The sequence below is a fragment of the Spiroplasma endosymbiont of Nomada ruficornis genome, from assembly GCF_964030795.1.
Classification (GTDB): Bacteria; Bacillota_I; Bacilli_A; order Mycoplasmatales; family VBWQ01; genus Spiroplasma_E; species Spiroplasma_E ixodetis_A.
Genome location: NZ_OZ034962.1, coordinates 966,044 through 980,064 on the forward strand (window position 1 = coordinate 966,044; position 14,021 = coordinate 980,064).

Consider the following 14,021-nt stretch of genomic DNA (forward strand, 5'->3'; position numbering starts at 1 on the left):
TACTTTTTTCTAAACTAAATTTAGCATTATGAAATTTTTATATGAGAATTTTTTGCAATTTGATTTACTTGCACTTACAAGTATAATTCAGCAAATAAATAAAAAACTTAATTTTTATTAACTATATATAAAAAGATATTTTTTATTTAAAAACTATTAAATAAATGATATAATCCAAATCAGATATATGTTTAAATATATTTTTAAGTCCTATTTTGTTGTTATAAACAAAATAGGACTTTTATACTTAAAGGAGAAAATAAAATGCCAAAAGAAGAAAAAAAACCTTTATTAGAAAAAAATAAACATGCTAATTATGGAATTACCCAGCAACAATCTTCTATAAATAATAGTAATTCAAGTAGTACTGAAAGTCTTAATAGTTCAATTACAATCATCGAAATAGAAGATAGTGAAGAAAATAATTGAATAAATTGTAGTAGTCGTTATGGAGGAACAACACAAAAAAAACTCGATGATAATGGAAATTGAAAATATGAAACCCAAATTAAAAATAACTTTGATAGTTTAACTTTTTTTAATGAAAGCACTATTACCATTAATAACAATCAATACTGACAAAAACTAACATTTGTTGAAAAAAATGGAACAGTAATTATAGTGATTTTAGAATTATTAAAAATAAACTTTAATAGAAATACAATAGAAATATATAAAAAAGAATACAATGATGTTGATGAATATATTGATGATAATTTAGATTTAAAAACTTTTCAAAAAAAAGAAAGAAGATTATCACCCGAAGATCAATTCTTAGAAGGTATTACTATAAAAACTATTAATAATCTTAATAAATTTATAACAAATACCAACTCACTTAATGAACAATTAAAATTATTTAAAGAAAATTCTAATAATAGAGATTTAAATGTTTTATTAAAATTATATAAATATTTAACAATAATACAAAATTTTATTGATCAAACAAAACCAGGAATAATAAGAAATATTGCATATAAATTTTTAGGATTATTAGAAATTTATATTGGACTTACTGGCAAAAATTTACAAAGAGTAGTTTCTAATTTTCCCATTGATGGTAAAGAACACACATCCCAAGATTATATTGATGCTATATTTTGAAATTGACAAAATTATGTTATGGTATTACTTGATACTGCACTTGGCACATTTTTCACTTCAGCAGCTTCAAGTTGATCACGAGATGTTTTTTTTAATAAAAAAAACAAAACAAATCCCATTGAAATCAATCAATTTAATACCAGTGACTTTGAAAAATATAAAGAAATATTTGAAACACTTTTATTTGAAGAAGACCATCAAAAATTAATGAAATATTTTTCAAATATTTCCATACTTAATGATTTAATACAGAAATTTAATCAAATTGAAAATTGTGTAGAAACAGAATTTGAATATCATCCAAATTTTAAAAAAGAAATTGAACGAATTAAAAAACTAATTATTAATTCACAAACAGAAAATAATAATGCTAATAATGATATTGAAATTAAACAAGTAATATCTTTAGCAAATAAAACAATTAAAACTATGGAACAACAAAATAATAAACCAATAGCATTAGTAACTAATTGAGGACGTAATCTTTTAGTTAATTTAACTTTAGAAACACTAACATGGGCAGGTAGTCATATTATTCTAACTGGTTCATCAGAAAATACTTCTAAAGAAGATTTTAATTTACATGATTGAATCACGAAAGACATTTTTACTACAGGTGCTTTAGCAGCAAATATAAGTCGTTATTTTGTTATGAGACCAATTAATAATATTTTTAAATCGGGTTTAACAAACTTAGGAATTCCAACTAATCTTTGTCCTGAAAAACTTTCAAAATGAGTTGAAAAACAAACTAGATATAAAAAAATATTAATGGCAATCCCTTTATTTTTATCAGTCACTTGTACTGTTAATGCTGTTAAAACAGAAGCTGCATTAGTTACTGAATATGGATTTCAAAAAGCCACAAAATTATTTTATGAAAAATTTGTTAGATGAACAACATTAGGATTTTCAATTGGTGTAACAGCAATTGATATGATTGCTTTTGCTATTTCTGATTTTTATAAAGATGTATTTAATCAACCAATAACTATAAAAAAAATAACAGCAATATTAACTAGTTGTTGTGGATTTACTAAAAAAGAAGCAGTTTTTCTTGAAAAACATTTAGAAAAATTAGAAAACAATGGGAAATGCACAACTTTTGATGAATTGTTTAAAAAATATCAGGAAGAAGAATTTGAAGATTCTGGTATTGAAGAAGTTTTATCACAACAAATAGAATCAGAAAAATCATCAAATGAAAAAGAAACTGATGACGAAACATCAATAGAAGAATTTCCTATTGACAATCCATATGAATTTGCAAATGATATAAATAACCAACCATCAACAAGTACAGGAATATACCATCCAATGCCATTCAATTAAAAGCACTATTTAAATTTAATTTTTAGTCACTCTTTTAAAAAGAGTGACTTTTTTAATATTTTATATTTATTTTTTTTCTAAAAAATGTACACTGATTTTGGGTATTTTAGATGTATAAGAATAAATATACCAAAAAAGTAGTGAGAAAGGGATTTTTATGGATGAAAAAAATAAAAGAGAAAAAGAAATAGCAAGAATAAAAGAAAAAATTGCAGCTAATAAATTAAAAAAAGAATCCGAAAAAGCTGAAAAAGAAAGACAACAACAAGAAATCGAAAATAAGAAAAAAAATGAAAATGCTGAATTATACTTGTAAGTGCAAGTAAATAAAATTGCAAAAAATTCTCATATAAAAATTTCATAATGCTAAATTTAGTTTAGAAAAAAGTAAGGAGTTTTTATATGAGTTATAAACATCTTGGCATAGATGAAAGGATTTATATTGAGAATCAATTGAAATTTAAATTTAAAATTAGTGAAATAGCTAAAAATCTTAATCGAAGTATTAGTACTATTATTCGAGAAATTAATAGAAATAAAGATAATAATCATTATTTTTCATTAATTGCACAAAATAAAGCTGAAAATCGAAAACAATCACATATTAGTTTTCATAAGTTTAAAAATAAGAATTTAGTAAAATATGTACAACAAAAATTACTATTAGGTTGATCACCTGAACAAATTTATGGCAGAATTAAAAATTTTCATAAAGATTGAGTTATTAGTTTTAAAACAATTTATACTTTAATTTATTTTGGAATGCTTGATAAAGTTACTAGTAAAAATTTAAGAAGAAAAGGTAAAAAACGAAAATCTAAAGAAAATCGTGGCAAGTTTAATGGTAAATCAATTCAAGAACGAGATATAAATGTTAATGATCGTATAACACTTGGTCATTGAGAAGGAGATACTATAGTATCATCACGAGGTAAAAGCAAATCATGTTTAATAACTTTAGTTGAAAGAGTATCACGATTTACTTTAGCAATATTAGTTAAAAACAGAACTACTAAAGTTATTAATAAAAATGTCAGTTATTATTTATCAATTCTTCCTAAAAACATTGTTAAAACTATTACTTTTGATCGTGGCAAAGAATTTTCAAATTGACAACAACTTGAAAAAAATTTAGATGTAAAAATTTATTTTGCCAATCCATATTCACCTTGACAAAGAGGTACTAATGAAAATACTAATGGTTTAATTAGAGAAAAATTTCCTAAAAAATTTATTTTTTCAAAAACTAATAAAAATGAAGTTCATAAATTTATATTGTCTTTAAATCAAAGACCGAGAAAAATACTAAATTATCTTTCACCAATCGAATATTTGGATAGAAAAATAATTTAGTTGCACTTACCTTTACAATTTAGCATAATAAATAATTATTCACAGCCATATCAAAACCCAAAAACAATAAGTACTAAAAGTATAACTATTATTAAAATGAAAGATTTTAAAACAAGAGATGGTTATCCAATTATTATTAAATTACAAAAACCACTAGATAAAGACACCAAAGTTATTGGTTTAAAAATTAAAGCACCTAGAAGCATGATTTTTGGCAATATAAAGGTACTTGGTGAAGTTGACAATATGGAAGTATACCCAAAGTTATTTGTCAAGGATAAGATAGCATTTCCGCTGTTATCAATGCCTATTGAAACTCAACCAAAAGTTAGAATATTACAACAATGATTTAGTGAACAAATATTACCATGAAATTTAGCAAAACAATTTATAGGACAAGAAAAATCAGTTTTAGATTTAATTGCTATTGGTGGTGGAAGTGAAACAAGAAAAGAAATTATTAATAATGCAAAAATAACATATGCTAAAATTGGTAAATATGATGGACCATCACCAGTACCGAAAAAATTAGCTGATTTTGAAATGAAAAAGAATGAACAATATACATTATATAGTCATAGAGAACCAAACCCACCATATCCAAGTAGATATATTGCTATTGAGTTATCACAGAATTTTAATGACATTGAAATTGAAATAAATGATAAACCACCAATTGATAGTTTACAACAGTTATTACTAGATATGCTAAGTTATACATATAACTACAATAGAAATTTTGAAGGTGCTAAATATAATGATAAAACTGGTAAACCCGATAATGATATAGCAAAATTAAGAGCAAAATTTGAAGGACAAAAACCCGAAGAACTAATAACCAATTTGTTTAAACAATGAGAATTAGATTATCCAAATTACATAAATTTACTACAAGTGAAAATATTTAAACAAATATTTATAATGTTATCAAAATATATTTATTCAAGTATGTCAATTAATAAAGGTTTAAATGATGATAATAAAATTTTATTACCTTATTTTTTTGAATTAAAATCAAAACCAATACATCAAAATGAAAATAAAATTTGAGAGTATAAAGATATAAAAGTTATATTACACTCTTCATATTTTGATTTGACTGATATTAATAATATCAAATTAAAAAGTAATGATATTAGTCAAAATGAATTATTTAAGTTAGATGATAATCAATTTAATTGATTATCTATAACTAATGAATTAGAAAGTAACAATATACCTTCATTAATTCCTGCTGATTGAACACTTGGTAATGGAGAATACGGAAAATACTTTACAAGAACAATTATTGAAAAAAAAAATTGAAAATGTTTTAAATTTATATGGTTCAAATAAATCACAATTATTTTCAAAATTAGAATTTTATAAAGAAATTTTACAAATTGATAATAATAACGAATTTGAATTACAAATAGAAAATCCGATTAATAATTTAAATCGGATTGAAATTAGTGGCATATTTGGTGCTGGAAATTATGATTTAATTTTAATGACAGATAAGCAAGAAATAAATTTACAAAATATTAATTTATTTGATAAATATAACGAAAATATTTCTTATATAAATTTAGAGATATAATTATTCAAAATAATTATTTGTATAAGTACCATCTCATTTTACATCTTCATCATGATGTTTAAATTTAGAAAAATATAATTCAGTTTTATTCGGACTATCTCATTTATTTCATCAAATAGTTGTTATTCATAATACTCTTTCGCCGTTTGGTTCTAAATAGGAATTATCTATTTTATGGGTAAGCACCCCCCATGATTAATCCTATTGTTCCAGTTGTAGCACCAGTTAGTGCTAATGCTAATGTTATTTTACTTAAATTTGTTTTTATTCATGTTTGCATATTAAATTACTCCTTTTTTATAATAAATGAGGTGCAATTGAATTTATTTCATAAATTTCTGCACCTGAATAATATTCATCACCTAATTATTGGGAGCGTACCGAAGATGTCGATAAATAAAAATTTTTAAAAATAACTCCTTTCTTTTTTAAACTATTAAATTAAAAAATAAATGACAAAAGACGAGAATAAAATTCTTGTCTTTTTTTGTAATTGTAAAATTTTAAAATTTTTAATAACCGTCTTTAGCACTATTATCAACACGTGTTAGGAACTAAAAAAGTGAACTACAACATAGTTGTTAAAAATAGTAGCTAGCATGTGGACTTGCATGGATAAATAAAAAGTGGAGTGATACCTAATAAAATATACTAACCAGAAATGGTAATTCTTGGGGTGGGAGCGAATTGGAAACTAGTATATATAGACCCGGAGTGGGGACCAACTATTATTCTTTATTTAACCAACCTTGCCACTACCAAGTGAGCAAGTGTTGGTTTTATTTTTTATTTTTTTTTGAAAAATTTTTGGGAGAGAAAATAAATTTCAAACTTGTAAAAAAAATTGAGCGGGACCGGTTCAATTAAAATATTAATTTGCTAAACGCAAATTAAATAAATATTGAATCGAATGCCTCAATGTTTTTTAAAATTTCACAATTTATTTTTGAGCCCAGAATTGCTGGAATGAATAAAACAAATAGTAGTATTATTAATAATCTAAGAATAAAAATATATGTTCTTTATGCTAGAAGCAACAGAACATATTAGGAAAGGATTATTATGCAAATAGAATTTAAAAAAGAACAAATTGTTAAAGATAAACCACCATCTATTCTTATTGATTATGTTGAATATAAATTATCTCTTCCAAAATGAATGATTAAAAATAATTCTTTTATTGTTGATAACAGTTGCACATATTGAGTTTTTAATTTAGAAAATATTAAAAAAGAATTAAGTGGTAATGAATTAATAAAGTTATTAGAACCATATATTAAAGACCAAAAAATAACTGTTAATAAACCAACTGCTCCAAAAGAATATTATCTTAATGATATAAAACTTGAACAATTAACATTTTATGAACAGCATAATAGTTGATTTATGGGTGAAATAACAGATAACAAAACTAAAATTACTAATCCTTGTTTTAAATATAACATTACGTGAGAAGAAAACAGAAAAGGTTTTAAAATAAATAATCCATATAAACATGATGATTTACCAATTAATTATATAGTTACTTCTTATAAGGAAATTTCAACTCATAATGAAAAAGTATTTTTGTTGAACATGTAAACAAAATAAATTAGATTATTTATTCTTTAATACTAATGATATAAAAACAAGAAAATATTTTTTAAGAGATAAAAATAGTAAAGCAATTTGTTATGACTGTATTTTAAATATTAGGTTAAGTAGGAGGTATAAATATGAATAAAGAAAAAATACTTGAATATCTTAAAGATGAATGAGAATGAAATAAAGAAATGAGAGACGATGAAAAAGTAACTAAACTTTGAAAAAGTTGTTTTAATGGAAGATTAAATCTTATATCTCAATTAAATCAAAAAATTAAAAATGGTGAATTTGATTAATAATGCAATATGACTTAATTATTGGGATTGACCCCGCTGGTATTGGTAATAATGGAATTGTTATATATTCAAATGAAACAAATAGGATTATTTATACAGAAACATTCAACACAACACATGTTTTTGAAAGTAAAAATCGTTATAAAAGAATATTATCAATAATCAAAGAACAATTTTTTGAAAACAAAATATTAGTTATTGTAGAAAATTTCTTTTTAAGTTCAAAACAATTATTAACTAATCCATTAGCAACTCCTAAAATTATTGGTTCATTAATGGTATTAGTACAAGATGTTTTCAACTGAGATTATCTAGAAAACCAACCAAAAAATAAAAATAAAATAACAAATTATAAAGGAAATATAAAATTAACAAAACATGAACAAGATGCATATAAACACATTCAATACTATTTAAGGAATTATAAAAATGAAAGATAAAGCCAATTATGTCAAATTAACAGTAAAACTAAGTAACACTATTGAAGCAAAATATTACGAAAAAGGTAATAAAGAATTATATTATAGTGTTCGTGGTCAATGAAATGGTTTAAACTATGTTACTTTAATTTTTAATAATCCAAAATTTTATAACCGATGTATTTTATTAAACAAAAACGATGAAATTATTGTCACTGGTCAAATTTTTAATACTTTAAACATTCCTAAAATCGTGTATTTTGTTCAATTAATGTTAAATGATTTAAAAAATGAAAAGAGTAAAAAATGATATGATGAGAAATTTTATTAATAGCACCAATATTAATAACAAGTATAACACTAATAATATTTTTAATATTTATTATTAAAGAATTAAAAAATGAATATAAAGTATTAAAAATATTAAGTGAAATTGCTAATCAAATTGAAAATAAGGAGAATAAATAATGAAATGTTTTCTTTGCATGCATGGAGAAATATATTCTCCAAAAACCTTGTATAAAATAAAAAAATTGAAAAAAATAATTTACCAAGATAGAGATATTGATAGTGAAGATTTTAAGAAAAGATATGAATATCTTTTAAAAAAATTAGGTGATGATGATAATCAAATTATTTGAATAAATTTCTTAATAAAGCAAGAAAGAAATAATAGAAAGGAGAATAAATAATGAATAAAGAAGTATGTTGTGAAGATTGTTGTGTATGTGATAAAAAACATGATTTATTTACTTGCGAAAAAAACTGCTGAGAAAATGTATGTGAACATTGTTATCAAGGTGATAAAGAACATAGAAATAAAGTTGATGAAATTAATAAATCAAGACATAAAAATTGTATTAATAAAGAAAGATTTATGCAATATCTTAAAAACACATATCGCTTAAACGGATATTATGAAGAAGTTTATAAACCAATTAAAACCAGAATTAAAGACCGGTGATTTGATAATGACTAATTATTTACTTTCAATTGACCCAAGTATTAAAAATACTGGATTTACTTTATGAAAAAAAGTTTATTTACATGATAAATATGATTTTTGAAATTGAAAACCAATATTTGTTAAAAATTATAATTTAAAAGAATATGATGGACAAAGAAAATTTTATTGAGATATAAAAGTTAATGATAATGAATTGGATTTAATTATTGAACGTGGTACTTTTAATTCAAAAAATGGTATTGGTTATGAAACTCAAGAACATTTACGTGGTTTTATTGCAGGACAATTTAATAAATTATTAACAAAAGATATGTTAATAAGTCCAAGTGAATGAAAGAAATGATATGAACGTTATGACCCACCTATTTTTTGATTAAGACCTTGAGATAAAGAACTAAGTATATATGTTGCTGAAGAAATTATTAAAGAAAATAATTGAAATATAAAAATATCAAATCATGATGAAGCAGATAGTTTATTAATTGGTTGATATTATTTAAATAAGGAGAATAAATAATGAATAAAGAAAAATTACTTAAATATATGAAAGATATAATTAAATGAACTAAAAAAATTAATTATACAAACTCTGATTTGGACAAAAATATTTTAAATTTATTAATTGAAAAAATAGAAAAAGGTGAATTTGATAATGACTAAATTAACAGATTTATTTGGTCAAGATAAAATAGAAATATTTTCACCAAATCCCAAAGATTTAACAGATAGTAATGATATAAAAGCAATTATTTTATGAAAATATCCTAATGTTATTGCTGAATATTTAGTTGTTTCTCAACCACATGCAAATACTGCTATTTTAGTTGGTGATAACGTTCACTATACAGGTTGAGTTGAAGTGTTTATTAAACCAAAAAATGAAGGAGTAAATGAAAATGCCAAATGACACGAATGTACAATCAAATAACTATACTTTATTAAAAATAATAAGAATTGGAATAAGTCCATTATCAGCAATGATTGGTACAAGTGCTTATTATGGTCAAATTATTGGTAATCCAGTATTAGGAAGTATTAATGCTTTATTATTTAGTAAAAAGTTAGGAATTGATATATGAAACTTAAATCAAATGCCAAGTACTAAAAAGAAAATATTAAATTCAAGTAAAAAAAATATTATTAGGTTTAGGAACTATTGGTTTAATTAATTATGCAAAATTTACAAAAATCAATCCTAATCCTGAACCACCACCTTGATTAACAACTACTACCACAGAAACACCACCATGACCATTATTATTAACTAATGATAATAAACAACAAATGGATTGAGATACATATATTAGTTTAAGTACTTATGGTATATCAAATCTAATTGGTGGGTTAAGTGAACTAATACCTAATAGATTTGAAGTAATAAGAAAAATATGTAATATGGCAACTAGTGGATGTCTAATTTCAAGTGGTGTAGCTATGGGTATAAATAATGATTTTAATAATGCTTATGCAGTACCAACAATAGTTGCTGGTGCAAGTGAAATTATACATAATTTATTACCTATGGAAACTACAAATTATAATCAAGAAATGCAAGAAACATCATTTACAAATGAAACAAGAAGATTAATTAATAGTGATGCTATTAGTAATAATAGTGGAAGTAGTGATGTTTTATATGAAAGACCAACTACATATGATAGTTTATAAAGGAGATGATAACTAATGAATAAAGAAAAATTGATTGAATATTATAACAATGAAATTCAGACATATAAAGAAAGAATGGAACAATTAAATAAAGAAATATCTTTATTGGTAACTATTATAAGTAATTCAAAATCAATGATTGAAAGAATTAATAATGGTCAATTTGACGAATAATTAAAAATAAATAATTGAAAGGAAATAATTGAAAATGAAAGAATTTTTACATGAATTAATTATTATTGGAACAAGTGTAGGAACATTAATTTGTAGAGAATTAATTGTTTGATTTAAAAGATTTATTACAACTCCAAAACATATTAGAAGAAATAATAAAGTGATGAAACATCAAAAAAAATTAGCAAAACTTAATGAAAAAATTAATGGAAAAGAAAATAAATAATAAAGGTGTGATTTAAATGTTAGAAAATGAAACTAATGTTGAACAAAATACTGAACCTTTAATTGAAAATAATAATTTACAACAAGAGCAAGAAATTAAGATTGTTGAATTAGAAAATAAGTTAAATAAACTTAATCAAGAAATTAAAGAAAAAGAAATAATTAATATATTTAAAAAATATCAAGTTAAAAAAGAATTTTATGAATTTTTAAAATTTAAAACAAGTAATATAGAAAATTCAAAAATTGAAGAAACTATTAAAAAAATGATTAAAGAACAACCACTATTTAAAGAACCAATTAATACAGGTGGTAAACAAGAAACAATATTAACAAATCAAGAAACTTCAATAAAAAGTAGTTTATTAGATTATAAAAAGAAAAATAATTTATAAAAGAAAGGAAAATTTAAAATGCCAAATCCAGTGCCATTTAAACAAAATTTAGATAATACTACAAAATTAGTAGAAACACCTGAATTTATAGAATTTTATAAACAATCAAATAGTCCATGAGCAAGTTTTTTTCCAATTGAAATGGTTAATTCTACAAAAATTGAATTTATAGTTAAAAAACCAAAAGACCCAACATTCAAAATACTTCATTGAAATGATAAAAGTAAAGGATTAGAAGTTGGTTATGTTGATACTGATAAAATTATTAAAGAAATTACAAAAGAAGCTAGTACAGGAGAAATGATTGGTGAAGTTGATTTATTTGCAGATAATGGGCAAAATTTACTAGAAAGTATGCAATATGAAGTTGCTAATGATTTAGCAGATTATTTAGCAAATAATGATACAAATACAATTGCTAAATCTGCCAAAAAAGTAATCATTACTGATACAACACCAGTAGGATATTTAAAATCAATGTTATCAGCATGAAATACTTTATTTCAATTAAGAAATAGTAATAATTGTAAATTTTTTATAACAAATAGTCTTTATGATACTTTAGTTTATTTAGCAGATAATAAAGGTTTAATTACTGATAATCAACTAGCACAACAATTAAGATTAAATGGAACAAATTTATATATTAAAGGTGTATTATGTCAAATTGTTATGGATGATTATATGACATTTAAAAATACTGAAAATAAAAATCAAATTATGAATTTTGTTTTAGCAACACCAAAAGCAATGAAAAGATATATGTTACAACAAACTAGTATATATGTTGAAGATATTAAAGATGGTAAAGTTCCAAAAAGATATTTAGTTGGTGGACAAGTAACAGGAGAATCTATTCCTTATATGTCAAACTCAGAAACAGAATCAAGATGAATGTTATGTGGTATTGTTAATAAAAAATATTTAAGTGAAGAAATTACAACATTAACAACTAATATTACTGCTGATACTACTAAAAAGAATAAATTATTAGATACAACAATTAAAAATACAACTGAACTAAATAATTTAAATCCAAATTTAACAACTCCAATTATTAATCATTTTAGTGATGCCCAAGGTCAAGTGGATGTAAGTAATCAAAACCAAAAAGCAGGAGATTTATATGTAGTAATCACTACTAATGACACTGATAAAAATTATCAAGGTTCAACAAATCCTATAAAAATAACTCTTAAATAAGGATAATTATTATGCCAATTGGTACAACTAGTACAGCAATACTTTTAAACATAAATAAACCAAAACATACTAGAACAAGTCAACAACAAGAACATAAAAGTTGATGATGAGAAATTTTAGAAATGATTGGTGTACAAGTAATAGCAGTAGCACTTGCTCCTTTTACTGGTGGATTAAGTGAAAGTTTAGCACTTGGTTTAGGTGCAAGTGATTTACTTGCTAGTATTAGTGCTGTTGGTGTAGAGTTTTTAACTGATTTTACTATTAATCAAGTTTATGATTATTTAAAAGGAAATGTTACACCATTAAATACTTTTTTTAATATATTACCTGCATTTGCTGGACTTAATAGAATTAGTCGTGGTTATCGTACAACTAAATTTATTAGTTTAGCAGAAAAAACTAAAACATTAGAACAAATTGGCATTAAAAAAGCAAAAAATTTACAAGAAATCATTAGAAATGTTAATGATCGTATAACACTTGGTCATTGAGAAGGAGATACTATAGTATCATCACGAGGTAAAAGCAAATCATGTTTAATAACTTTAGTTGAAAGAGTATCACGATTTACTTTAGCAATATTAGTTAAAAACAGAACTACTAAAGTTATTAATAAAAATGTCAGTTATTATTTATCAATTCTTCCTAAAAACATTGTTAAAACTATTACTTTTGATCGTGGCAAAGAATTTTCAAATTGACAACAACTTGAAAAAAATTTAGATGTAAAAATTTATTTTGCCAATCCATATTCACCTTGACAAAGAGGTACTAATGAAAATACTAATGGTTTAATTAGAGAAAAATTTCCTAAAAAATTTATTTTTTCAAAAACTAATAAAAATGAAGTTCATAAATTTATATTGTCTTTAAATCAAAGACCGAGAAAAATACTAAATTATCTTTCACCAATCGAATATTTGGATAGAAAAATAATTTAGTTGCACTTACCTTTACAATTTAGCGAGAATTTTTTGCAATTTTATTTACTTGCACTTACAAGTATAATTCAGCATTAATACTATTAATATTAAAATGAGAATTATTTTGAAAATCATTAACTAATTCACGAATTTCTTCATTTGTCGGATATGCATCAGCTTTATTAATCTCTTGTATTAATAATTTGCAAAATGAAACCCCATTTTGCAAATTTACTAAATTGGGATTAACTTGTGAATTATTAATTAGTTGTTTTGCTATATTTTTAAACTCTCCTCCAAGTTTTCAGTCTACAATATATTGTTTCATAATTGCTAAATGTAAGGGTGAATTTCCTTCAATATCTTGTTGATTTAAAAAATTTTTATCATTTTTTTTAAAATTTATTAATCAATTAATAAGTTTTATTTTATTAGTTGTAAATTCTATTAATTAACTTGAAGTTTCTCAACCTTCCTCATGTGGATCATAGTTATATTCATCTTCTATTTCTGCTCCTTCATCTAAATCTAATAAAAAACTATTATGAAGGGCATTTCTATTGTTATTATCTAAACTAATAACTTCCTCATCACTAATGTTTGGATTATTCATAAAATCTTCAATAATAGAAAATTGAATTCTTTTCTTTTGAAATTGATCAATAAGGTAATTTAATGTTAGCATACTTTTATCTGTTCCTATCTATAATATGAAATTCCTGTTACTTTTAATAAAGTAACAGGAATAAAAAAACTTTCTTTAGTTTTACATTTATTTGTATCATAATTTTAAAAA

General features: G+C 23.1%; 26 protein-coding genes. 23 read left to right on the forward strand and 3 right to left on the reverse strand.

The annotated features are described in order from the left end of the window. Positions 1–264: 264 nt before the first annotated feature. The 5 genes from AAHM79_RS05860 (at position 265) to AAHM79_RS05880 (ending at position 5,368) form a co-directional block, all read left to right on the forward strand. Complete coding sequence (locus tag AAHM79_RS05860) at positions 265–2,436, forward strand: hypothetical protein (protein ID WP_342257336.1); 2,172 nt, start codon at positions 265–267, stop codon at positions 2,434–2,436. Between the two features lie 157 nt (positions 2,437–2,593). Then, entirely contained in the window at positions 2,594–2,752 is a 159-nt protein-coding gene (locus tag AAHM79_RS05865) for a hypothetical protein (protein ID WP_342257337.1), read from the forward strand. A gap of 86 nt (positions 2,753–2,838) precedes the next feature. Continuing rightward, positions 2,839–3,789 carry an IS30 family transposase gene (locus AAHM79_RS05870; RefSeq protein ID WP_342257338.1) on the forward strand — a complete coding sequence of 317 codons (951 nt, stop codon included), beginning with the start codon at positions 2,839–2,841 and terminating at the stop codon, positions 3,787–3,789. Positions 3,790–3,885: 96 nt separating this feature from the next. Beyond that, positions 3,886–5,124, forward strand: coding sequence for a hypothetical protein (locus tag AAHM79_RS05875; RefSeq protein ID WP_342257339.1), 1,239 nt, complete (start codon positions 3,886–3,888; stop codon positions 5,122–5,124). After that, on the forward strand, positions 5,078–5,368 hold the full coding sequence (locus AAHM79_RS05880) for a hypothetical protein (RefSeq protein ID WP_342257340.1): 291 nt from the start codon (positions 5,078–5,080) through the stop codon (positions 5,366–5,368). The genes AAHM79_RS05875 and AAHM79_RS05880 overlap by 47 nt, the downstream gene beginning before the upstream one ends. On the opposite strand, the gene AAHM79_RS05885 is transcribed toward AAHM79_RS05880, so the two are convergent. Then, a complete protein-coding gene (locus AAHM79_RS05885; protein ID WP_342257341.1) occupies positions 5,369–5,554 on the reverse strand; it encodes a hypothetical protein in 186 nt (61 codons plus the stop codon). 732 nt (positions 5,555–6,286) lie between these two features. On the opposite strand from AAHM79_RS05885, the gene AAHM79_RS05890 reads away from it, so the two are divergent. The 18 genes from AAHM79_RS05890 (at position 6,287) to AAHM79_RS05975 (ending at position 13,243) form a co-directional block, all read left to right on the forward strand. Further along, positions 6,287–6,418, forward strand: a complete 132-nt coding sequence (locus AAHM79_RS05890; RefSeq protein ID WP_338958910.1) for a hypothetical protein — start codon at positions 6,287–6,289, stop codon at positions 6,416–6,418. Positions 6,419–6,430: 12 nt separating this feature from the next. Beyond that, a complete protein-coding gene (locus tag AAHM79_RS05895) occupies positions 6,431–6,949 on the forward strand; it encodes a hypothetical protein (RefSeq protein ID WP_342257342.1) in 519 nt (172 codons plus the stop codon). 134 nt (positions 6,950–7,083) lie between these two features. Next, the gene (locus AAHM79_RS05900; protein ID WP_338957566.1) at positions 7,084–7,248 is read left to right on the forward strand and encodes a hypothetical protein; all 165 of its coding nucleotides are present in this window, start codon (positions 7,084–7,086) and stop codon (positions 7,246–7,248) included. A 2-nt stretch (positions 7,249–7,250) separates the two neighbouring features. Next, positions 7,251–7,688, forward strand: a complete 438-nt coding sequence (locus AAHM79_RS05905) for a hypothetical protein (RefSeq protein WP_338957565.1) — start codon at positions 7,251–7,253, stop codon at positions 7,686–7,688. Next, the gene (locus AAHM79_RS05910) at positions 7,678–7,998 is read left to right on the forward strand and encodes a hypothetical protein (RefSeq protein ID WP_342257315.1); all 321 of its coding nucleotides are present in this window, start codon (positions 7,678–7,680) and stop codon (positions 7,996–7,998) included. The genes AAHM79_RS05905 and AAHM79_RS05910 overlap by 11 nt, the downstream gene beginning before the upstream one ends. Beyond that, positions 7,974–8,135 (forward strand): hypothetical protein, encoded by a 162-nt coding sequence (locus AAHM79_RS05915; RefSeq protein ID WP_338957563.1) that lies wholly within the window; start codon positions 7,974–7,976, stop codon positions 8,133–8,135. Before AAHM79_RS05910 ends, AAHM79_RS05915 begins: the two co-directional genes overlap by 25 nt. A gap of 17 nt (positions 8,136–8,152) precedes the next feature. After that, complete coding sequence (locus AAHM79_RS05920) at positions 8,153–8,359, forward strand: hypothetical protein (protein ID WP_342257343.1); 207 nt, start codon at positions 8,153–8,155, stop codon at positions 8,357–8,359. Continuing rightward, positions 8,359–8,646, forward strand: coding sequence for a hypothetical protein (locus AAHM79_RS05925; protein WP_338957561.1), 288 nt, complete (start codon positions 8,359–8,361; stop codon positions 8,644–8,646). The genes AAHM79_RS05920 and AAHM79_RS05925 overlap by 1 nt, the downstream gene beginning before the upstream one ends. Next, positions 8,585–9,151, forward strand: coding sequence for a hypothetical protein (locus AAHM79_RS05930; RefSeq protein WP_342257344.1), 567 nt, complete (start codon positions 8,585–8,587; stop codon positions 9,149–9,151). Before AAHM79_RS05925 ends, AAHM79_RS05930 begins: the two co-directional genes overlap by 62 nt. Next, a complete protein-coding gene (locus tag AAHM79_RS05935) occupies positions 9,151–9,294 on the forward strand; it encodes a hypothetical protein (protein WP_338957559.1) in 144 nt (47 codons plus the stop codon). The genes AAHM79_RS05930 and AAHM79_RS05935 overlap by 1 nt, the downstream gene beginning before the upstream one ends. Next, positions 9,287–9,562 carry a hypothetical protein gene (locus AAHM79_RS05940; RefSeq protein ID WP_338957557.1) on the forward strand — a complete coding sequence of 92 codons (276 nt, stop codon included), beginning with the start codon at positions 9,287–9,289 and terminating at the stop codon, positions 9,560–9,562. The genes AAHM79_RS05935 and AAHM79_RS05940 overlap by 8 nt, the downstream gene beginning before the upstream one ends. Further along, positions 9,531–9,803: a hypothetical protein gene (locus tag AAHM79_RS05945; RefSeq protein ID WP_342257221.1), complete on the forward strand. Its 273-nt coding sequence runs from the start codon at positions 9,531–9,533 to the stop codon at positions 9,801–9,803. Before AAHM79_RS05940 ends, AAHM79_RS05945 begins: the two co-directional genes overlap by 32 nt. Positions 9,804–9,918: 115 nt before the next feature. After that, the gene (locus AAHM79_RS05950) at positions 9,919–10,302 is read left to right on the forward strand and encodes a hypothetical protein (RefSeq protein ID WP_342257220.1); all 384 of its coding nucleotides are present in this window, start codon (positions 9,919–9,921) and stop codon (positions 10,300–10,302) included. A gap of 15 nt (positions 10,303–10,317) precedes the next feature. Further along, positions 10,318–10,476 (forward strand): hypothetical protein, encoded by a 159-nt coding sequence (locus AAHM79_RS05955; RefSeq protein WP_338957552.1) that lies wholly within the window; start codon positions 10,318–10,320, stop codon positions 10,474–10,476. Positions 10,477–10,510: 34 nt separating this feature from the next. Continuing rightward, the gene (locus AAHM79_RS05960) at positions 10,511–10,702 is read left to right on the forward strand and encodes a hypothetical protein (RefSeq protein WP_338957816.1); all 192 of its coding nucleotides are present in this window, start codon (positions 10,511–10,513) and stop codon (positions 10,700–10,702) included. A gap of 16 nt (positions 10,703–10,718) precedes the next feature. Further along, positions 10,719–11,096: a hypothetical protein gene (locus tag AAHM79_RS05965; RefSeq protein ID WP_342257219.1), complete on the forward strand. Its 378-nt coding sequence runs from the start codon at positions 10,719–10,721 to the stop codon at positions 11,094–11,096. An 18-nt stretch (positions 11,097–11,114) separates the two neighbouring features. Further along, positions 11,115–12,299, forward strand: a complete 1,185-nt coding sequence (locus tag AAHM79_RS05970) for a hypothetical protein (RefSeq protein ID WP_342257345.1) — start codon at positions 11,115–11,117, stop codon at positions 12,297–12,299. 11 nt (positions 12,300–12,310) lie between these two features. Next, positions 12,311–13,243, forward strand: a complete 933-nt coding sequence (locus AAHM79_RS05975; protein ID WP_342257346.1) for an IS30 family transposase — start codon at positions 12,311–12,313, stop codon at positions 13,241–13,243. Positions 13,244–13,298: 55 nt separating this feature from the next. Here AAHM79_RS05975 and AAHM79_RS05980 read toward each other — a convergent pair whose 3' ends face one another. Beyond that, positions 13,299–13,553, reverse strand: coding sequence for a hypothetical protein (locus AAHM79_RS05980; protein WP_342257347.1), 255 nt, complete (start codon positions 13,551–13,553; stop codon positions 13,299–13,301). 123 nt (positions 13,554–13,676) lie between these two features. Further along, a complete protein-coding gene (locus AAHM79_RS05985) occupies positions 13,677–13,838 on the reverse strand; it encodes a hypothetical protein (protein ID WP_342257348.1) in 162 nt (53 codons plus the stop codon). Positions 13,839–14,021: the final 183 nt, after the last annotated feature.